This window comes from Paenibacillus sp. WG02 (genome assembly GCF_055396115.1).
Genome location: NZ_AP036016.1, coordinates 1,528,388 through 1,550,218 on the forward strand (window position 1 = coordinate 1,528,388; position 21,831 = coordinate 1,550,218).

The 21,831-nt window shown below is 46.9% G+C and carries 11 protein-coding genes; 10 read left to right on the top strand and 1 reads right to left on the bottom strand.

Features of this window, described 5'->3' with window-relative positions; all coding sequences use genetic code 11:
* The first annotated feature begins 45 nt into the window (after positions 1-45).
* The 3 genes from ACBP55_RS07305 (at position 46) to ACBP55_RS07315 (ending at position 6,914) form a co-directional block, all read left to right on the top strand.
* Positions 46-2,754, top strand: coding sequence for a family 78 glycoside hydrolase catalytic domain (locus ACBP55_RS07305; RefSeq protein ID WP_464650702.1), 2,709 nt, complete (start codon positions 46-48; stop codon positions 2,752-2,754).
* A 320-nt stretch (positions 2,755-3,074) separates the two neighbouring features.
* Entirely contained in the window at positions 3,075-5,363 is a 2,289-nt protein-coding gene (locus ACBP55_RS07310; protein WP_464650703.1) for a glycoside hydrolase family 3 C-terminal domain-containing protein, read from the top strand.
* Between the two features lie 15 nt (positions 5,364-5,378).
* Positions 5,379-6,914, top strand: coding sequence for a glycoside hydrolase family 3 protein (locus ACBP55_RS07315; RefSeq protein WP_464650704.1), 1,536 nt, complete (start codon positions 5,379-5,381; stop codon positions 6,912-6,914).
* A 288-nt stretch (positions 6,915-7,202) separates the two neighbouring features.
* Here the strand turns inward: ACBP55_RS07315 and sspI are convergent, their stop codons facing one another.
* A complete protein-coding gene (gene sspI / locus ACBP55_RS07320; protein WP_029195114.1) occupies positions 7,203-7,406 on the bottom strand; it encodes a small acid-soluble spore protein SspI in 204 nt (67 codons plus the stop codon).
* A 113-nt stretch (positions 7,407-7,519) separates the two neighbouring features.
* On the opposite strand from sspI, the gene ACBP55_RS07325 reads away from it, so the two are divergent.
* From ACBP55_RS07325 to ACBP55_RS07355, 7 genes are all read left to right on the top strand, one after another.
* The gene (locus ACBP55_RS07325; protein ID WP_464653256.1) at positions 7,520-8,224 is read left to right on the top strand and encodes a potassium channel family protein; all 705 of its coding nucleotides are present in this window, start codon (positions 7,520-7,522) and stop codon (positions 8,222-8,224) included.
* 10 nt (positions 8,225-8,234) lie between these two features.
* Positions 8,235-9,032, top strand: coding sequence for a TrmH family RNA methyltransferase (locus ACBP55_RS07330; RefSeq protein ID WP_464650705.1), 798 nt, complete (start codon positions 8,235-8,237; stop codon positions 9,030-9,032).
* Between the two features lie 142 nt (positions 9,033-9,174).
* Positions 9,175-9,534 (top strand): helix-turn-helix domain-containing protein, encoded by a 360-nt coding sequence (locus ACBP55_RS07335; RefSeq protein ID WP_464650706.1) that lies wholly within the window; start codon positions 9,175-9,177, stop codon positions 9,532-9,534.
* Positions 9,535-10,205: 671 nt separating this feature from the next.
* On the top strand, positions 10,206-10,418 hold the full coding sequence (locus ACBP55_RS07340; RefSeq protein WP_464650707.1) for a hypothetical protein: 213 nt from the start codon (positions 10,206-10,208) through the stop codon (positions 10,416-10,418).
* Positions 10,419-10,554: 136 nt separating this feature from the next.
* Positions 10,555-16,068 (top strand): endo-alpha-N-acetylgalactosaminidase family protein, encoded by a 5,514-nt coding sequence (locus ACBP55_RS07345; RefSeq protein WP_464650708.1) that lies wholly within the window; start codon positions 10,555-10,557, stop codon positions 16,066-16,068.
* Positions 16,069-16,549: 481 nt separating this feature from the next.
* Complete coding sequence (locus ACBP55_RS07350) at positions 16,550-20,563, top strand: endo-alpha-N-acetylgalactosaminidase family protein (protein ID WP_464650709.1); 4,014 nt, start codon at positions 16,550-16,552, stop codon at positions 20,561-20,563.
* Positions 20,556-21,815 carry an OmpL47-type beta-barrel domain-containing protein gene (locus tag ACBP55_RS07355; RefSeq protein WP_464650710.1) on the top strand — a complete coding sequence of 420 codons (1,260 nt, stop codon included), beginning with the start codon at positions 20,556-20,558 and terminating at the stop codon, positions 21,813-21,815. The genes ACBP55_RS07350 and ACBP55_RS07355 overlap by 8 nt, the downstream gene beginning before the upstream one ends.
* Positions 21,816-21,831: the final 16 nt, after the last annotated feature.

The following is a 21,831-nucleotide window of genomic DNA, read 5'->3' on the forward strand; positions in this document are numbered from 1 at the left end:
TTTTCTTAAATAGATCGTGCATTTAGAGCAGGAGGTTTCAACGTCATGTTTAAAATAAAGGATCTTCGTTGTGAATATCAAGTGAATCCGATTGGATTGGATCACAAGACTCCAAGGATTAGTTGGCGATTGCAATCGTCTGAAAGAGCAGCGGTACAATCGGCTTATCGCATCGAATTGGCAGAAGACGCGGATTTTCAACACCTGGTTTGGGACTCTGGGAAAGTGGATTCAGATCAATCCGTCCATGTGGAATTGAAAGGGCTTCAAACAGCTTCGCGCAAAAGGTATCACTACCGCGTTCAAGCTTGGAACCAGCATGGACTAGGTTCTGGCTGGTCTGATCAAGCCATCTTTGAAACCGGATTCATAGATTCTTCGGAGTGGTCGGCTGAATGGATCAGTGCTCCCGCAGCAGCGCTCCCAGCGGGCGCCGATCAAGTTCCAATGTTTCGACGGGATTTTCTCATTGATGGAGAAGTAAGTGCGGCCCGTGTCTACGCCTCAGCGCTTGGTATCTATGAGTTAGAGTTAAACGGCAAACGGGTGGGAGACCACTATTTTGCCCCGGGATGGACCAGTTATAAGCATCGCCTTCAATACCAAACTTATGATGTTACGGAACTGCTTAGGAGCGGCAAGAACGGAATTGGCGCCTTATTGGGCAGCGGCTGGTATAAAGGCGTTCTTGGCTGGGACGGCAAAAACGAGCATTACGGTAACCGGACTGCACTTTTGGTGCAAATCTACATTGATTATGCGGATGGAAGGCAAGAGGTTATCGTTTCTGATAACAGTTGGAAAGTGTCAGGAAGTCCGATCTTGATGTCGGAAATCTATGACGGTGAAACGTACGATGCGCGGCTAAAGCGGTCCAATTGGAGCCGTGGAGATTACGATGACAGCGGATGGTATCCTGCCGAAGTGATCGAACAGAGCAAAGACATTTTGGTTGCACAGGAGAACGTGCCCGTACGTAAAATCGAGAGCATCCAACCTATCGAGCTCATCACGACCCCGAATGGCGAAACGGTCATCGACATGGGCCAAAACATGGTCGGATGGATCCAGTTTAACGTGCAGGGAGACGCTGGTCAGGAGGTCAGCATCCATCATGCCGAAATATTGGATCATGAAGGCAACTTCTACTTGGACAACATCCGTAAAGCGAAGCAAACGATCCGCTATGTGCTCAAAGGAGGAGAAAGAGAAACTTTCGAGCCTCATTTTACTTTCCAAGGATTCCGGTATATCAGACTTGTCGGGTTTCCAGAACCGATCCGTCTTGAAGATTTTACAGGTATCGTGCTGCATTCAGATATGGAAACAACGGGAGAGTTCACATGCTCCGATCCGCTTGTCAACCAGCTTCAGCATAATATTCGGTGGGGGCTGAAAGGCAATTTTCTGGATGTTCCTACGGACTGCCCGCAACGAGACGAGAGGCTGGGTTGGACAGGGGATGCTCAGGTGTTTGCCCGTACGTCCGCCTATTTGTCGAATGTCGTGCCTTTTTTCCGGAAGTGGCTTCATGATTTGAAGGTAGAGCAGGCGGAGATGGGTGGAGGCGTGCCGTTTGTGGTTCCCAATATTTTGAGTGAGAAGGCGCAATCTGCTTCTGCTTGGGGAGATGCAGCGGTCATCATTCCATGGACACTCTATGTATGCTATGGAGATAAGCGAGTGTTGGAAGAACAATACGACAGTATGAAAGCCTGGGTAGAATTCATCAGGCGTCAAGGCGACAACGAATATTTGTGGAATTCCGGCTTTCATTTCGGGGATTGGCTTGCTTTGGATTCTCGGCCAGACAGCTATATAGGGGCTACGGCGCGGGATTTTGTCGCAACGGCCTACTATGCTTATTCCGTGTCGTTGGTGCAGAAAGCAGCCGTGGTGCTGGGGAGGTCAGAGGAAGCGGGACGTTATGCAGACCTGCATACGCGCATTCTCAATGCTTTTACGCAGGAGTTCATCACGCCAACTGGTCGTTTATCTGTGCCTACTCAGACGGGGCAGGTGCTGTCCCTTATGTTTGGACTTGTCGAGGGCGAAGCCAAGGAACGTGCCGTGCACAAGCTGCTCGAATTGCTCGAAGAGGAGAAGTTTCACCTTACTACCGGATTTGTTGGCACTCCTTATTTGAACCACGTGCTGAGCGATAACGGCAAATCGGAATTCGCGTATAAGCTGTTACTTCAGCAGGATTATCCGTCCTGGCTGTATCAAGTGACCAAAGGCGCAACAACCATCTGGGAGCACTGGGATGGGATTAAGCCGGACGGCAGTTTTTGGAGCCCGGACATGAACTCATTTAACCATTATGCTTACGGAGCCATTGGAGACTGGCTTTACCGTGTTGTTGCTGGAATTGATACCGATGAGAAGAATCCTGGCTATAAGAGGGTAATCATTCGCCCCGTGCCTGGTGATGGCCTGACATGGGCAGAGGGGCGTATCGACACGATGTACGGAGAGGTCAGCTGCCGCTGGATGAAATCGGATGGTGAACGATTAGACATTCAGGTGGTGATTCCGCCGAACACAACGGCTGAAATTCGCCTCCCTTACGCTCCAGGGGATGGTGTGACAGAAAGCGGTACAGCTCTCATGCAGACAACAGGCATATCCAATATTGAGGTTACGGATATGGGTGTGAGTTTGGAAGCGGGTTCGGGTCAATACAGCTTCAGCTATGTGTTGACACAGCCTTTTCCGCCACTTCCGGAAGTAAAGCCGTTTGTATTTGGCTAAGTTTTAATTTATAAGAAGCCAATTCCTTAGTCATTGATGCTGAATAAGGAACGAGAGTTCGCTATTTCACTGAAAAACCATGAATTTGCGATGAAAGGGATCTACGATTCGCTATTTGCCGCAAATCCTCTTTTTTCAAGGATATTTGAGAAAATAACGCACTGACGTTCCCTCCAGGTGACCACTGCCTGATAAATTTGAGAAATAAGGCATCTACGTTCCTCAATGTCTGAGAGACAGGAGTTGATCTTAGCCGTTTGGCAAATGTGGTATTTGCCCATGCAGTTTTAAACTAATTATTACTTACTGGAGGAATAGCTATGAATTCAAAAATTCAGGAACTGATTTCCAAATTGACGCTGGAAGAGAAGGCGGGCTTATGCTCGGGTTTGGATTTTTGGCATACGAAAGGTATAGAACGGCTCGGGATCCCATCACTCATGGTGACGGATGGTCCTCACGGCTTACGGAAACAAAAAAAAGACGCGGATCACCTAGGTCTTCATAACAGTGTACCTGCTACTTGCTTCCCATCGGCCGCGGGCATGGCCGCTTCATGGAATCGGGAGCTGATCGGCAAAGTAGGCGAGGCTTTGGGGAAAGAATGCCAAGCGGAAGACGTTGCGGTTCTTCTTGGGCCGGGAGCTAATATCAAACGGTCGCCACTGTGCGGCAGAAACTTCGAATACTTCTCAGAGGATCCGTATCTTTCTTCGGAAATGGCGGCCAATCACATCAAAGGCGTACAAAGTCAGGGCGTTGGCACTTCGCTCAAGCATTTTGCCGCGAATAACCAGGAGCATCGGAGGATGTCCGTTGATGCCGTCATTGACGAGCGGACGCTGCGGGAAATTTATTTGGCCAGCTTTGAAGGCGCTGTTAAGCAGTCGCAACCGTGGAGTGTGATGTGTTCCTACAATCAAGTCAACGGTGAATATGCTTCGGAGAATGTGTTTTTGCTGACTCAGGTTTTGCGTGATGAATGGGGTTTTGAGGGCTTTGTTGTATCAGACTGGGGTGCGGTTAACGAGCGCGTAAAATCTCTTCAGGCTGGATTGGAACTGGAAATGCCTTCAAGCGCTGGTATCGGAGATGCAAAGATTGTTGCTGCAGTAAAAAGCGGCGAGCTTTCGGAGGAAACGCTCAACCTTGCGGTCGAACGGATGTTGACCTTCATCTTTAAGGCTGCAGATAGCAGCAAGACAGATGCTGTTTACGATTCTGCAGTACATCATCGGTTGGCTCGAGAAGCTGCCCATGAAAGCATGGTGCTTCTCAAGAATGAAGGGGGTATCCTACCGCTTCGCAAGCAAGGGAAGATTGCTGTCATCGGTGAATTTGCTAAGAATCCGCGTTATCAGGGCGGCGGTAGTTCTCATGTAAATCCAACCAAACTGGACGATGCGCTTGAAGAAATGAGGAATGTCGCAGGCGAGGCGGCGCAAATCATTTATTCACAAGGCTATAAGCTGGATAGCGATGAAATCGATGAAGATTTGGTAAGGGAGGCCAAGGAAACAGCGGCAAAGGTGGATGTGGCTGTCCTATTTGTCGGACTGCCGGATCGCTACGAATCGGAAGGGTACGACCGCACGCATATGGCCATTCCCGTCAATCATCGCGCACTGATTGAAGCGGTGGGGGAAGTTCAAAGCAACCTCATCGTTATTTTGAGCAACGGCTCGCCGGTTGAAATGCCTTGGATCGGCAAAGCAAAAGCCGTGTTGGAAGGATACCTAGGGGGTCAAGCTTTTGGCGGTGCGGTAACAGACTTGTTGTTTGGCCTTACGAACCCGAGCGGCAAGCTTGCTGAAACGTTTCCAGTGAAATTAAGTGACAACCCGTCCTTCTTGAATTTCCCGGGAGAGGGCGACAAAGTGGAATATAAAGAAGGCGTATTTGTCGGTTACCGTTATTACGATACCAAAGAGATTGAGCCTTTATTCCCATTCGGGTTCGGCCTCAGCTATACCAGTTTCGAATACAGCGACCTGCGTGTAGACAAATCGGCGATCAAAGATAATGAGACGGTTACCGTTCAAGTAACTGTGAAAAATACAGGGATCTATGCCGGAAAAGAAATCGTTCAACTCTACGTCAAGGATGTTCAGAGCAGTGTTAATCGTCCGCAAAAAGAACTGAAAGGCTTCCAAAAAATCGAACTGCAGCCAGGAGAACAGCAAACCGTTACCTTTGTTTTGGATCAAAGGGCTTTCGCTTACTACAACGTTCAAATCGGCGATTGGCATGTGGAAACCGGGGCCTTTGACATCTTAGTTGGAAAATCTTCGCGAGATATCGAGCTTCGCACAACGATTGAGGTCGAATCTACAGTCACCGTTCCGGGGACGTTTACTCGTAACTCACTAATCGGCGACTTGATGGCTAATCCGCTCACGGTCGATAAAGCGAAAGAATTTATTGGGAAATTCGGCTTTGACGCTCTCTTGGGCGATAACCCAGAAATGCTGATGGCAATGATGAGATATATGCCGCTGCGCGCAATGATTGGCTTCGGACAAGGGCAATATTCGGAAGAGATGTTGGCTGAGGATTTAAACAATTTGAATGCCATTTCGGAAAGAAAAGTAAACGTTAGTACGCGTTAAAAGGGGGAGATTTGCATGGTTAATCTGAAAGCAAAACCGTTTCATTTGGACGAAGAAGCGATTCAGTGGGTTAACGAAACGTTACATGGATTATCTTTGGAAGAAAAGGTGGGCCAACTGTTCATCACTGTAGATCTTCCGTTTGATACTGGGGCTAAAAAGGATTTGCTTAGTATTCGCCCAGGGGGAGTCCATGTATTTGGATTTTCCCCAAATGCAACGAAGCAGCATCAGGCTTCTATCATTCGTGACTTGCAAAAGTGCAGTAAAGTACCGCTGCTGGTTTCCGGTGATCTTGAAAATGGGGGACAAGGCGGAGCGGCCGATGGAACGAATCTGGCTTCAAACATGCAGTTGGCTGCCGCAAACGATCCAGAATTAGCAACCGCGTTTGGAGCTACTATAGAAGCTGAGGGTTACGCTATGGGGTTCAACTGGGTATACGGACCGGTCATTGACATCAATTACAACTATCAAAATCCCATCGTCAACATTCGTGCATTCGGCGATACGCCAGAAATAGTGGAACAGACTGCGCTGCCCGTTATGAATGCTATTCAGAAGAACAATCGGATGGCTGCCTGCGTGAAGCACTGGCCTGGTGACGGCATGGATGACCGAGATCAGCATAAGGTTCTGACGAATAATACGGTAACGATGAAAGAGTGGCGTGAGACCTACGGCCGTGTGTATAAATCGGCGATCGAGAACGGGGTCAAGACGGTCATGAGCGCTCACATCACGCTGCCAAGCTATTATGAAGAATTGGGAATCACGGACGTAAGAACTAAACATACACCGGGTTCCTTATCGCACGAATTGAACGTGAAGCTTCTGCGGGAAGAGCTCGGGTTTAACGGACTTATCGTTTCCGATGCTACATCGATGATTGGCATGACGAGCTTTGGCCGACGGAAAGATATCATTCCGCAATGTATCGCGTCGGGCGTTGACATGTTCCTGTTTACGAATGATATGGACGAAGATTTCCAGGCTATGCTGCAGGGCGTCCATGACGGCGTGCTCACGGAGGAGCGGCTGAATGAGGCGGTCACAAGAATACTGGCTCTGAAAGCGTCACTTGGTCTTCATTTGACTCAGGCGGATGAAAGGGATCTTGACGTGGTAGGTTCAGCCGAACATTTGCAGCTGGCAGCGGAGATTGCGAGCAAATCGGTAACGCTGGTTAAGGACACACAGGGCCTTTTACCGCTAACACCACAAAAGCACAAGCGTATTTTACTATTAGCTGCTTCGGATGAGGCTTCCTTTTTTGTCGATAAAGCTGCAACGGGGGACGAGTTTGCCCGGATGTTGAGTGAGGAAGGCTTCGCGGTTGTTCGGGAATATGAGGTTAAAGATGAGGGCAACGAAATAGACGCAATTATTTTTCTTGTTCAGAAATCGCCAGGATTCATGCAAAATTCCATGCGGTCTCTCCGCAAGAGACAGGAGGACTCTTCAAATGGTACCCTACACAGGTGCCAACCGTCTTTATCTCACTGGGAAATCCGTACACGCTTTATGAACTCCCATCAATGCCTACGATGATAAATGCTTATAACGCTACTTTGGCGGTACAGAAGGAAGTTATTAGATGTTTGGTTGGCAAGCAGCCATTCCTTGGAGAGTCTCCAGTAGATGCTTTTTGCGGTCTTGAGTGGGCAAAGTTATAAGGTAAAATAGTGAGAGTAGAATAGTTGGAGTAGGAACCTGTCCTTTTGGGCAGGTTTTTTTAAATAGGGAAGGGACGGGCTTTAAACGGTTTGAGAAGATTCATGGATAAAACCAGCTAAGGGAATGCCATAGGCAACCCCCTAGCCAGCTAGATGTTGTAGATCATTCGAGATGGTCTTTGAGTGTTTCTACGAGTTGGTTTTGAATATTTGCTTCACTATGCTGCCATATGATTTCGAAAAGCACACCAAGCCCTGGCAATACCCGTTCTTCTCCGCCGATGGAATCCTCAATAACTTCTTGAAGCTCATCATTTGATTTATTCTGGACTCGCTGGACGATGGCCTGTCTTAAGGTGATGTTCATTCGTGGACCTCGCTTCCATTTTCGTTATCGGTATTAATATGTGCAAGTTTCAAACCGTTCATCCTTCCTTACTTTGCGACCTTTGCATGCATAGTGAGATACGGGCCATGTGTATGTTATACTATAGTAATCTTAGGAATTTGGAGGACACACCAGTAGTGAGAAAGCAATTTGCGATTATTGGAATGGGAAGATTCGGGTCTAGCGTCGCTAAAACATTGTCACAATTAGGGTTTGAGGTCCTTGCTATTGATCATCGGGAAGAGACCGTTCAAGAGGTTTCAGCTTTCGTTACACATGCCGTTCAAGCCGATTCTACGGATGAGGAAGCACTGCGTGCTCTTGGTATTCGTAATTTTGACGTTGTGGTTGTGGCTATTGGGGAGGATATTCAAGCGAGTATTCTGACTACATTGATCCTCAAAGAAATGGGCATAGCTAAGATTATAGTGAAAGCTGTAAATGATCTGCATGGAAAAGTATTAAAGAAAATTGGCGCTGACAAAGTCGTTTATCCGGAAAGAGATATGGGACAGCGTGTGGCACATCATCTGATTTCATCTAATATTATCGATTACATAGAGCTATCTGCCGATTACAGTATCGTTGAGATTAAGGTTTCCAATCAAATGATTGGTAAAAGCCTCAAACAGTTGGATATCCGGGCTAAATATGGCTGTAATGTCATTGCGATCAAACAAAATGAAAAACTGATCATTCCACCAAGTGCGGAAGAGTCGCTTAGAATGGACGATATTTTGGTAATTGTAGGGAAAAATTCAGATCTTCAAACTTTTGAAGTGACTTTTGCAGAGTAGGTAAAAATAAATGACAAGTGTACATACGGAAATTATGTCTGTTCAGAATGCCAGAGTCAAAGAATGGGCGCAGCTTTTGGAACGCCGGGGCAGGGACAAACAGGGGAAATATATCATTGAAGGTTACCATCTGGTCGAGGAAGCATTGCGTGCGGGAGCTCTGGTGGAGACCATTATGTATAGCTTGGAAAAAGGGGTTCCCGTCGGATTAGCTGATCTGGACCCTTCATCTGTGGAATGGGTTGGCGTCAGCCAGGCTGTGCTGGAAAAATGCTCAGATGCGCAGACGCCGCAAGGGGTTTTGGCCGTTGTGGCTCGGCCGCAGCTTGGCATGGACGCGCTGCTCGCTGGCGAGCATGATCTTGTGGTGGTCCTGGACGGCGTTCAAGACCCAGGCAACCTTGGCACGATCATCCGCAGCGCGGATGCCGTCGGGGCCAAGGCTGTTGTACTCGGCCGCGGCACGGTCGATCTGTACAATCCCAAGACGATCCGCTCGACGATGGGATCGATGTATCATCTGCCGATTGTCGAGGCAGATCTGCTTGAGCTGCTGCCGCGCGCGCGTGAGCGCGGCGTGCGGCTCGTGACCACGAGCCTGCAGGCGCAGCGCTCGTGCTACGACACGGACCTGCGGCAGCCGACGTGGCTGATCCTCGGCAACGAAGCCAAGGGCGTGTCACCGGAGGTCGCTGCACAGTCGGATGTGCAGGTGATTATTCCGATGCAGGGCCAAGCGGAATCGCTGAACGTCGCGATGGCCGCGACGGTGCTGCTGTTTGAGGCTTCGCGGCAGCGGTTGTTGTAACCAACCCAAATAACTGTCCATTGTGAGTTGTAATTCACTTTGTCACCGTTTGTAATATAGTTTGTCATAGATTTGGAACGTAGATTTGTCACAACTAAGTCAGTCCCGATGTGGCTCAAAGCCTTGATACATCGGGATTTTTTTGAATGTAATTGGGAATAACGTAAGACGACTTAGAAAAATACATAACCTGAATCAGATTGATTTTGCTAATTTAATAGGAGTATCCCAAGGGAGTTTAAGTGATATAGAATCGGGAAAAAGTAAGCCTTCCGTAGAAACTGTTGTTTCTATACATTTGAAATTCGGATGTTCACTTGAATGGTTATTAATTGGAACTGAGAGTCTAAATAAATCAGCACATGAGTTATTGAATTTGGAACTCAGTAATTTAGAAAAAGAGTTAATTTATGCCTTTAGGGAATTAGATACCAATAATCAAATAGAAGCCTTTGAAATAGTAAAAATTAAACAAAAGAGCAATAAAACTCGAGTTCTTTAATAGCGGATTGATTCGTAAGTAAGCTTAGTGAAGATTCTCGGGTTTATTTTCCTCCAAGTTTCATTACGCAGATTCATTTAGCGTAGGGCTATATAAAATGTTCATTTCTCCTATGCAGGGAAAGACAAGTAACCGGACTAAAAAGCTGAAAATTACGATTACTCGTTTTCATGAAAGTTCGTTATAAGAGTGTAAGAAAATACTGAGATCACCAAAGGAAGAAGTGGTGATTTCAGTCTTTTTGTTTTTTATGCATCTACACTTCGTAGGCGGTTATGCATGATGATTAAGCAGTTTGCCGTTCAAACAATATTTCATGCCCTACAAATATATTGGTGTTGTCAAAAATGCTTCGATCGACGCTGATGTTAAAAAAAGCGGCTCAGATTCATAAAAGGGCAGCCTCTTAGTAGGCTGCCCATATTTGACTACAATAGAAAGCGTATTTCGGGTATCCCGAAATACGCTTTTCTATCTGGCGATAAAACTTACCTCATAAAAGCGGTCGCTCATCCTTGAATGGTCTAGATAGAGGTTTTTTCATTATGGACGTGTATACTGACGATTTTTAATGTCGTAGTGATTTCTTTACTTCTATCTTGCATTTCTTACGAAAATACACAGGAAATGAAATAAAGAGCCTATTCATTTTCGACTTCGTGAGGCTACACTTGGAACCAGAAGTCAGGACCTATTGGGTGTCCAATCATTCTGCAGCCTCTTCACAAATGAAAACGCATGCAAGAATCATGCTCAAAGAACTGGAGAAAGTAACCGGCGTGATGGTCGAATTCCAGCATCCTCAGCTAGAGGTCCAGCAGGCACAGGAACAATTCAAACTGAAGGTCGCTTCTCTTTTAAAGGGTCTTGATCGGGGCGATTAAAGAGTAGAAGGGATCGTATGAAAGCGTTGCTTTCGGCTACGACCCGAATTTTTTTGTAAAGGGGGTGATTTATTTCCGAACGGTACCAGATCAGGTGTTTAGTTATTCCGATTTTAAAAAAAGGAGATGAAAAGCATTGAAAACGAAGCAATCTTCCCGTTTTACCAAGCTTGCCGGGGTATTCACGGCACTCCTCATGACCGCACAGACGGTGGGTTTAGGCGTTCCTACCGTTCATGCCGCTTCGACTACAGTTCAATCGGCCGTCATGCAAGTTACGATTGACGACCAATTTCCAAGGGTCATTCAATACGAATGGCTGAGCAGCGGAAAAATCATGTACGGTCAAGAGGACGCTCTTTCGACGGTAAACATCAATGGTGTCTCCTATACACCTGCGGTACAGTTCACGAAAACAGATGCCAATAAGGCAATCTACACGCTTACTTTCGCTAGCATTAATGTTGTAATGACTGTTGAGATCGAGGTTGTCGATAACGTACTCAGCTTCAAAGTGACGAACATTCAAGAAAGCGGTTCAACACTGGTCCGAACATTTGAAATTCCAAACCAAAGTCTGATCTCCATCCGCGATACGCAAGCAGGCGCGCAGGAAACGGGCGTTGATGTGCGGTCGTGGAACAGCACGAAGGAAGAATACAATCTGCTCGCAAGCAAAGCGGTGGATGCGGTTCCGGTCGCGAAATCGTATGCGATCCTGAATACGAACGAGCTTGCGGCATCGATTTACAGTAATGCATTCGAAATATTGACTGAATCTCAAAGAAACAGCCCAAACTTTAACGATTATGAGAAACATGCTGTATATCAGACAGTAGCAAAAACCGGCTATAAGAAGTTAGGTCTTTGGAGCCCTGCTTGGACATACCGGGAAGTTTACGGCAGCAAGCAAGACACCGTTGAACTCCCTTACGTGAAGGTAGCTATTAACGACGATGCGAACTCGGACGGAGTCGTAAACTGGCAGGATGGCGGTCTCGCCTATCGGAAAATAATGACGGTTCCTTACGGCTCCGACATTATCCCGAAAGTGTCGTCGCACATTTCCCACAACAGAATGATTACGCAATGGCCATTCCTGCGTGTGCTTGATAATCTGAAGAAATTTTATCTGTATTCAGATGGCTTTGGACAGCTGTTTGAGTATAAAGGCCAGATGGATGGAAATAATCTTGAGCCGGATTATGGCAGAAATTTCGACGAGAGATCTGGTGGACAGGCGGATCTGAACACATTAGCTACGGAAGCCCGCAAGATAAATGCGTATGTAGGCATACATATCAATCATAGAGAACTAAATCGTGCAGCGGATTCTTACAGTCCGGATAAGTCCCAAGGGACATTGGATTGGAAAGGGATTGCTCCTATAGAAAACATGAACCGCTATCAGGATTCGATCGATAACGGGCCAACCGGTTTGGCTGCCAGAATCGCTGAAATTCGTCAGAATGTACCGGACTTGAAATGGGCATATATCGATGTGTACTCCGGTAGTGGTTATAATCAGTGGAAACTGGCGCACGAATTAAACAAGAATGGGTTGATGGTCGGTACCGAATTCTCTGGGGCACTTGACCGCTTTGCGATCTGGAATCATGTCAATGAAAATGAGAGCAAAGTAGAACGGTTCCTCAGAAACCAGGTGAATAGTGAGTTCTATTACGACCCGATTTTGCTTGCCGATCGACATGCAGGCTCCATGTCATATGGAGATGATCAAGATGAAGATCAGGGAGATTCGAACTTAACGGTTCAGGCTCAGATGAATGTCTTCTTTACGAATACCTTGCTCTATAAATACATGCAGAACCACGAAATCATGAAGATGAACATCGATCAGACGTTGAATCAAGCGACAAGTGTTACCTTCGATGGAGGTTTAGCCGGTCAAGTCGTGACGCCGGGTACGGTAACGAATGACGGCACTAATGTCACCAATAGTCCGGTCGTGGAATTAAAGAAAAACGGGAATTTGATCGCCAAATACCAGAAAGAGTTTAAAAAGAAAATCGTAGATACGACTTTAACGGGTTATCACAACAAGAAGGTTACACCTATGCTGACGCAATATCTGCTGCCATGGGATCCCCAAACAGAAACCAAACTGTACCACTGGAACTCTGTAGGCGGCAATACGACATGGACGCTTCCTGCCAGCTGGTCGGGAGTAACGAATGTCGATCTGTATAAACTTACAGATACAGGTAAAGTACTCGTTTCGAACTTGCCGGTGACCTCTGGTCAGATTACCATCAACGCGGTCGCAGATACGCCTTATGTTGTCTATAAAGGCAGTCAATCGGATGCGATCACCCCGGTATCTGCGCTCAATTTCGGTTACGGCGGTCTGGTTAAGGATCCAGGTTTCGACAGCCGCATGCTGAACAATTGGAATGTCACTTCCACAAGCGGTAGCACAAGTCATGCGACCATCCAGACGGATGTTGGTGGTGGAACGTACCTGCAAGTGAAAGGAAGCAACGGCGCCGATGCAACCATTGCCCAGACGCTAACCGGTTTAACGCCGGGTAAAACGTACCAGGCATCCGTATATGCAGAGGTCAAGAACGGTCGGACATTGACAGTCGGAGTGAAGGACTATGGCGGGGCAGAAGTGACCAATACGCTCATGAAGTCGGACATTCCGAACAAGGAGTTCAATACTTACAAAAGTTTGTATGGTACTTATTTGCAGCGGATCTATGTCAATTTTACCGTACCAGCTGGTTCCACTAGCGCAACTTTCTACATGAAAGCGAACGCGGTTGCCGGATCGTCAACAGCGGAAGTGGATTTGGACGATATTCGTGTAGTCGAGCTAGTGAATAAGGCTCCGCAAGGCAGTCATTACTTATTCGAAGATTTTGAAAGCAACCAAGAAGGTTTCACGCCGTTCGTCTATATTAGCGGGAATAATCAAATCGACAGATTGCATGCAGGCTATACTTACAATACGCTTAACGGAAGCCATTCGGTTAAATTGACGGCAAGCAACAATATTTCGGCGGAAATCATGCGAACGATTCCAACGAGTCTCAAATTGCTGCCGAATACGACCTATACAGTAAGCTTCCCTTACAAATTGCAGTATGCTAACAGCTATAGCTTTGCGTTAACCAGCGGATACGGTTCGAGTGCTGTCGATCAGTTCAACGATAAGCTCGACATTGGTAAATACTTCTACAGCAAGACGTTTACGACTGGCAGCGCAGACGATTACAGCTTGCGCTTTATCAAATTACCAGGCGGCACGAGCACGGATGACAATCAGGAACTCCTCGTTGATGACTTTACTGTGGATTTGGGCGCAGTGACGTTTAACGAGACAGCAGATCAAACGTTTGATGATGGACAATTGGGTGGTTGGATCGCTGCATACGGCAATGGGCAAGTCCAAATATCGAACCAACAACTGTCTATGACAACGAATCGCTATGATACGATAGCGCTTGATCAGAATACGCCGGATATCGCTGACGGCGAAATGACGTTTACGATAACTCCGCAATCCGGTAATCTTGCCGGTGCCGTCATTCGTTACACGGGACCGAACAGCTATACCAAAATCTACTATGATCCAGCTTCAGCCGGATGGTTCTATATGGATCCGCAAGGACACACGGGAACGATAAACGATCCCCCTCCAGGGTTAAACAACGGGATTCATCTGACCTCAGGCATTCCGCATTTGGTGAAATTGACGTATACGGGCAGCCGTTATAAGCTATCTGTCGATCAAGTTTTGCTTTATGACGGCGATATTTCGCAACTCAAAACAACGGGAGGCCGAACCGGATTCTACGTAGAGAACAATTCGAATGTACTCATCGATAATGTGACGATGAGAAACCTGGGAGCGTCGTCGGGATCGACGCCGATTACGCCGACACCGACTGCGGATGACTTCAAATATGAGTTTAAGCCGGTTGATGCTACTACAGGTAAATATGACATTAAGGTTTTTACGGGCGCGGGTGTACCTTTTGATATGAAAGATGCGGTGATCACGGTAACAAGTGAAAACCAAGGAGTGATTAAGGTAGGTGATTCAAACCTTCTGACCGCTGTTTCACAAGGTATAGCAAAGATTAACATCAGAGTAGTAATAGGCGGACGTTCTCTTGAAGAGGTTACTTATCTTTTTGTTGATCAGTCAGGAAAATTAGTTGCGACTCCCTATTTAAGCAAAATTGATTTAACTCTGAACAAAAATACGATTAAACTCAACAATCCAATCGTTGCCACAATTAATGGCTTATTAAGTACAGGGGGAACCGCTGATTTATCAAGGGCTAATGTAGAATATCAATTTAGCGATTCAAGGTTATCTGTTGTTGAAGGCAGCAATACGATCATTGTTAAAGGCGAACTTGGTACTGGGTTTAATGCAACCGTTGCTGTAAAAGTTACATTAGACGGGTTAACCGTTACAAGTAATCCTATATCAATAAAAGCAGTTGTTGATACTGTCCCTCAGTCACAAATGACGGCAACAGCAACAAGTCAGGAAGAGGGGGATGAAGCCTCAAATGCACTTGACGGAAACCCGAGAACCCTCTGGCATACAAAGTGGGATAAATCCGACGTTCTCCCTCAATCGATTACCTTAAACCTTGGAGGAACCTACAATATCAATAAAGTCGCGTATTTACCAAGGCAATCTGGCGGTAACGGAATTATTACAGGCTATAACGTGTATGTGAGTACGGATGGGGTATCCTTTACTAAGGTTGCAAGTGGAAATTGGAATAACAACATTGCGTTGAAATACGCAACATTTGCTTCGACCAATGCATCCTATGTCAAGCTCGAGGCAACAGCGGGCGTTAACGGATTTGCATCGGCTGCAGAGATCAATGTAATGCTTACGCCGGATACGACGCCGCCTGTGACGACTGCTGTCGTATCACCGACAGCACCGGACGGAGCGAACGGATGGTACATTCATCCGCTTTCCGTAACTCTTAACTCCACTGATAATGTGTCCGGCGTAGCTAAGACAGAGTTCAGTCTGGATGGCGGGGCTACGTGGCAAAGCTATACGGCACCGATCAACTTTAATCAAGATAATAAATATACACTCATCTACCGCTCAACAGACAAGGCCGGCAACGTAGAAACGCCAAAAAACATCAGCTTCAATTTGGACGCTATTGCTCCGACAATCACCGTAACCGGATTCGTGTATGGTACATTTAGTGATGCCGGTGATATTTCTCCAATCATTGCACTGAACGATGACCTGTCCGGGGTTGACAACAGCAAAACTACAGTTATTTTGGATACGCTCGGGGTGCAGCAAGGGACAACGATTCCTCTCTATACGCTGCCGCTCGGTTCGCACACACTGATCGTAACGGCGAGCGATTTGGCTGGGAACGCAGTCAGCCAAACAGTATTATTTCAGACCACGACAAGCGTCGATTCTATAAAGGCATTAGTAGCGCGCTTCGTGAATGCGGGGTGGATCGATAATGCGGGTATTGCGAATAGCTTACAGAGTAAATTGACGGCGAACAATTTGGCTGCTTTTGTGAATGAAGTGAAGGCTCAGAGCGGCAAACATATTGGAAGCGAAGCCGCAAATTACTTACTGCGGGATGCTCAATATTTGTTGTCCCAAAAGTAATTTAGCATGTTTCGCTTTATCTGAAGTTGGTAATGGAAAACAAGGAACTGACAATCGCGCAAATCGCGCAAACGCATAAAAGGGCAGCCTCTTCGCGGGCTGCCCATATTTCAATATGGACGTGTATACTGACGATTTTTAATGTCGTAGTGATTTCTTTACTTCTACCCTGCATTTCTTACGAAAATACACAGGAAATGAAATAAAGAGCCTATTCATTATTAGCTTCGTGAGGCTACACTCAAAGAATCGCAGCCGCCGAATCTGACCTATTAGGTGTCTAATCATCCTGTAGCCTCTTCACGAATGAAAGCGGATGCAAAAATGGGCATGTACAAAGAACTGGAGAAAGTAACCGGCGTAAAGGTCGAATTACAATTTCCTCAGCTAGAGGTCTAGCAGGAAGGGGGTGATTTATTTCCGGACGGTACCAGACCAGGTGTTTAGTTATTCCGATTTTTAAAAAAGGAGATGAAAAGTATTGAAAACTAAGCAATCTTTCCGTATTACCAAGTTTGCTGCATTATTCGCGACACTCCTCATGGCCGTGCAGACAGTGAGTATAGGCACACCTACAGCTCATGCGGCTTCGGCGAGCATTCAATCAGCCGTTATGCAGGTTACAATTGATGACCAGTTTCCGAGGGTCATTCAATACAATTGGCTGAGCAACGGCAAAGTCCTTTACGGTCAAGAGGACGCATTGAATACGGTAAAAATCAACGGCGTCTCTTATACGCCAACGGTTCAGTTCACACAGAATGCCCCGGATATGGCGACGTACACGCTTACTTTTTCGAGTATCAATGTCGTCATGACGGTTGTCTTGGATGTAGTCGATAACGTACTGGAGCTCAAAGTCACAAACATTCTAGAAAGCGGTTCCACGCTTGTCCAAACCGTTGAGATTCCTAATCACAGCCTGATCTCCATCCGCGATACACAAGCAGGCGCTCAAGAAACGGGCGTCGATGTGCGGTCTTGGAACAGTGAAAAGGAAGAATACAATCTGCTTGCGAACAAAGCACTCGATGCCGCCCCTGTCGGGAAATCGTATGTGCTCCTGAATACGAACGACCTTGCGGCGGCTATTTACAGCAACGCATTCGAAATTGTACCTGATCCGCAAAGAAACGATCCGAATTATAATAATTACGAACAACACTATAACTACCAGACCGTTCAAAAAACCGGCTATAAGAAGCTGGGTGTTTCGAGCTATCCGTGGACGTACCGCGAAATTAGTGGTAGCACACAAGATATTGTAGAGCTTCCATACGTGAAAGTGGCTATCAATGCGGATGCGAACTCGGATGGTATCGTGAACTGGCAGGATGCCGGGATCGGCTACCGAAAAATAATGACGCTTCCCGTCGGCTCCGACATTATCAATAAAGTGGTGCCGCACATTGCCCATAACAGAATGATTACACAATGGCCATTCCTGCGTGTGCTAGATAATCTTAAGAAATTTTATCTGTATTCAGACGGCTTTGGACAACTTTTTGAGTATAAGGGCCAGATGGAAGGAAATAATATTGAGCCGGATTATGGCAGGAATTTCGACCCGAGATCAGGCGGACAGACGGATCTGAACACATTGGCGACGGAGGCCCTCAAGTTAAATGCGTATGTAGGCATCCATATCAATCATAAAGAACTAAGTCGCAATGCGGATTCATACAGCCCCGAAAGGTCTCAAGGGACATTAGACTGGAAAGGTATTTCTCCTATTGAGAACATGAAGCGCTATTATGATGCGATCGATGACGGTCCATTCGGTTTGGCCGCCAGAGTCGCGGAAATACGAAAGAACGTTCCCGACTTGAAATGGACGTACCTCGATGTTTATTCCGGAAGCGGATACGTTCAGTGGAAGCTGGCGCATGAATTAAACAAGAATGGCTTAATGATCGGTACGGAATTTAGCGGAGCACTTGACCGCTACAGTATATGGAATCACGTATCAGAGAACGAAAGCAAAGTGGAACGATTCCTCAGAAACACCGTCGCCGATGAGTTTATGTACGATCCGATCTTGCTTGCCAGCCGTCATGCAGGTTCTATGTCCTATGGAGACGATCTAGACGAGGATCAGGGAGATTCGAACTTATCTGTACAGGCTCAAATGAATATCTTCTTTACGAACAACTTGCCTTTTAAATACATGCAGAATTACGAAATCATGGGTATGAAGATTGACCCGAAGTTGAGTCAGACGACAAGCGTTACTTTTAGCGGAGGTTTGTCAGGTCAAGTGGTGACTCCTGGCACGGTAACGAATGACGGCACTTATGTTACCAATAGTCCGATCGTAGAGTTAAAGAAAAACGGCAATCTGATTGCTACGTACCAGAAACAATTTAAAAAGAAAATCGTGGACTCCTCTTTGTCGGGTTATCATAACAAGAATATAACACCGATGATGACCAAATATTTGCTGCCTTGGGATCCACAAATCGAGACGAAATTGTACCACTGGAACTCTGCAGGCGGCAATACGACATGGACGCTCCCTGCCAGTTGGTCGGGGGTAACGACTGTCGATCTATACAAACTCACAGATACAGGTAAAGTGTTGGTTGCGAACTTGCCGGTTACTTCCAGTCAGATCACAATCAACGCAATTGCGAATACACCTTATGTTGTCTATAAGGGCGCTCAAACGGATGCAATCACGCCGGTATCCCAGCTCAATTTCGGTTACGGTGGTCTGGTCAAGGATCCCGGTTTCGACAGCCGTGTGCTGAACAATTGGAACGTCACGTCAACGGGCAGCAGCACAAGCCACGCGTCCATCCAGAGGGATAGTAAGACCGGTGGAGCTTACCTGCAGGTATTAGGGAACAACGGCGACGATGCAACCATTGCTCAGACGCTAACCGGTTTAACGCCGGGTAAGACGTATCAGGCATCCGTATATGCGGAGGTCAAGAACGGCAGGACGCTGACGATCGGAGTGAAGGACTATGGCGGTGCGGAAGTGACCAATACGCTCACCAAGTCGAACGTTAAGAACAAAGAATTCAATACGCCCCGAGGTTGGACTGGGTCTAGCTATATGCAGCGGGTTTGGGTTAATTTCACCGTTCCGGCCGGTTCTACGAGCGCAACCTTCTATATGATAGCGAATGCGTTTCCAGGATCGACAACAGCGGAAGTGGATTTGGACGATGTTCGTGTAGTGGAGCTTACGAATCTGGCGCCGCAAGGAAGTCATGTTTTATTCGAAGATTTCGAGAGCAACCAGGAAGGTTACGCAGAGTTCGTCCATGTTGACGGGACCAATCAAATAAACAGATTGAATGCAGGCTATACGTATAATACGATGAACGGTAACCATACTTTAAAATTGACGGCCAGCGATACTTTTGCGGGTGAGTTGATTCGCACAATTCCTACGAGCCTCAAATTGCTGCCGAATACAACCTATACGGTTAGTTTCCCTTACAAATCGCAGTATGCGAACACCTATAGCTTTGCGTTAACGAGCGGCTACGGATCGAGTGCAGTCAATCAGTTCAATGATACACTCGACAATGGTAAATACTTCTACAGCAAGACGTTTACGACCGGCAGCACAGACGATTACAGCTTACGCTTTAACAAATTGCAAGTGCCAGTTGGTACGAGCTCAGATAACAATGACGAGCTCCTTATCGACGATTTCACCGTGGATTTGGGCACCGTGTCGTATGACGAGACAGCAGATCAAACGTTTGACGATGGACAACTGGGCGGTTGGATTGCCGCATATGGTAATGGGCAGGTCAAGGTGTTGAACCAGCAGTTATCCTTGAATACGGATCAGTACAGTACGATAGCGCTTGATCAGAACACACCGGATATCACCGACGGCGAGATGACATTTACGATGACTCCGCAAGCCGGTAATCTTGCAGGCGCCGTCATTCGTTACACGGACCCGTACAGCTATATTAAATTCTATTATGATCCGGCTGAAGGCGGTTGGTTCTATACGGATATGCAAGGCCACAAGGGTACGTTAAACGATCCCCCTCCGGGATTAAACAATGGCATTCATCTGACCCAAGGCATTCCGCATCTGGTGAAATTGACGTATACGGGCAACCATTACAAGCTCCAGGTCGATCAAGTGTTGCTTTATGACGGTGACATTCCAGCACTAAAACAAACAGGCGGACGCACCGGATTTGTCGTTGGAAAAGGGACGAGCGTATCCATCGATAACGTGACGTTAAGAAACCTGGGCGCACCATCGGGCTCTACACCGATAACGCCGACGCCGCCAGACGAGATGCCTGTGCCGGTCGAGATTCCACAATCACAAATGTCAGCAACAGCCACGAGTCAAGAAACGGTTTCTGAAAATGATCCTGCGTCAAATGTATTGGATGGAAATCCAAAAACAATGTGGCATATCCGTTGGCGTCATGTCGATCCACTGCCTCAGAGCATCACATTGAATTTGGGCGGAACTTACAAAGTAACGCAGACTGAACTACTTGCCTAGACAAGATGGACAAAATAACGGCTACATTACGTCCTACAATATTTATAAAAGTACGGATAATGTGAACTTTACCAAGATAGCAAGCGGAACGTGGAATGCGGATTCGAAATTGAAGAAAGCAGAATTTGCTCCAGTTTCGGCATCTTATATCAAGCTGGAGGCGGTCGCAGGTGTGAACGATTACGCTTCAGCTGCCGAAATCAATGTGTTTCAGGTTGAAGACATTCCTGTTCGTTCCATTGCGGTATCAGGCGAGAACGGAAAATCTTTGATAAACCAGATAAACGGATCGCTGCAAATGCTCGCTGCTGTGAAGCCGAATTTTGCCAGCGACAAGACGGTTACATGGGCCGTATACGACGACAATGGGGCGACGACCGGTGCGGCAACCATTGATGCGACCGGTCTGCTAACCGCTCATAAAGACGGAGTCGTAACCGTGGTTGCTAAAGCGAATGACAGTTCCGGCGTTAAGGGTGAAACCAAGGTAACGATTGATACGACGCCACCTGTGACGTCCGCTGTCATATCGCCGGCAGCACCGAACGGAGCAAATGACTGGTACGTTCATCCGGTATCCCTAAGCCTCATCACTGCCGACAATGTGTCTGGCGCAGCCAGTACGGAGTATAGTCTGGACGGCGGGGCTGCCTGGCAAAACTATTCATCGCCTGTAACGTTGAGTCAAGATGGCAAGTATACCGTGAGTTTCCGTTCGACGGACAAGGCCGGCAACATAGAAACGCCGAAAACGATCAGTTTCAATCTGGACGCGACTGCTCCGACAATCAACGTCACCGGAGTCGTACAAGGTTCATATAGCGATAATGAGAGTATTTTACCAGTCATCGTACTGAGTGATGACCTGTCTGGGGTCGACAACATCAAAACTTCGGTGACGTTGGATACGTATGGGGTGCAGCAAGGGAAATCAATTCCTCTCTATACGCTGTCTTTGGGTTCGCACGAGTTGATCGTAAAAGCGACCGATCTGGCGGGGAACACAGGCAGCCATACGGTATACTTTCAGACCACGACAAGCGTCAATTCCATGAAGGCATTAGTAACGCTCTTTACGAATGATGGGTTGATCGATAATGCGGGTATCGCGCAAAGCTTGCAGAGTAAATTGACAGCGAACAATTTGGCTGATTTTGTGCGTGAAGTGAATGCGCAGACCGGTAAGCATATTTCAAGTCAAGCCGCAAACTACTTGCTTAGGGATGCTCAATATTTGTTGTCCCAAAACTAACAGGCCTGACGGCCAC

Excerpts from the sequence above, each read along its gene's own strand:
- ACBP55_RS07305 (WP_464650702.1), top strand. The coding sequence starts at position 46 with ATGTTTAAAATAAAGGATCTTCGTTGTGAATATCAAGTGAATCCGATT.
- sspI (WP_029195114.1), bottom strand. The coding sequence starts at position 7,406 with ATGAACATCACCTTAAGACAGGCCATCGTCCAGCGAGTCCAGAATAAA.
- ACBP55_RS07325 (WP_464653256.1), top strand. The coding sequence starts at position 7,520 with ATGTTATACTATAGTAATCTTAGGAATTTGGAGGACACACCAGTAGTG.
- ACBP55_RS07330 (WP_464650705.1), top strand. The coding sequence starts at position 8,235 with ATGACAAGTGTACATACGGAAATTATGTCTGTTCAGAATGCCAGAGTC.
- ACBP55_RS07315 (WP_464650704.1), top strand. The coding sequence starts at position 5,379 with ATGGTTAATCTGAAAGCAAAACCGTTTCATTTGGACGAAGAAGCGATT.
- ACBP55_RS07310 (WP_464650703.1), top strand. The coding sequence starts at position 3,075 with ATGAATTCAAAAATTCAGGAACTGATTTCCAAATTGACGCTGGAAGAG.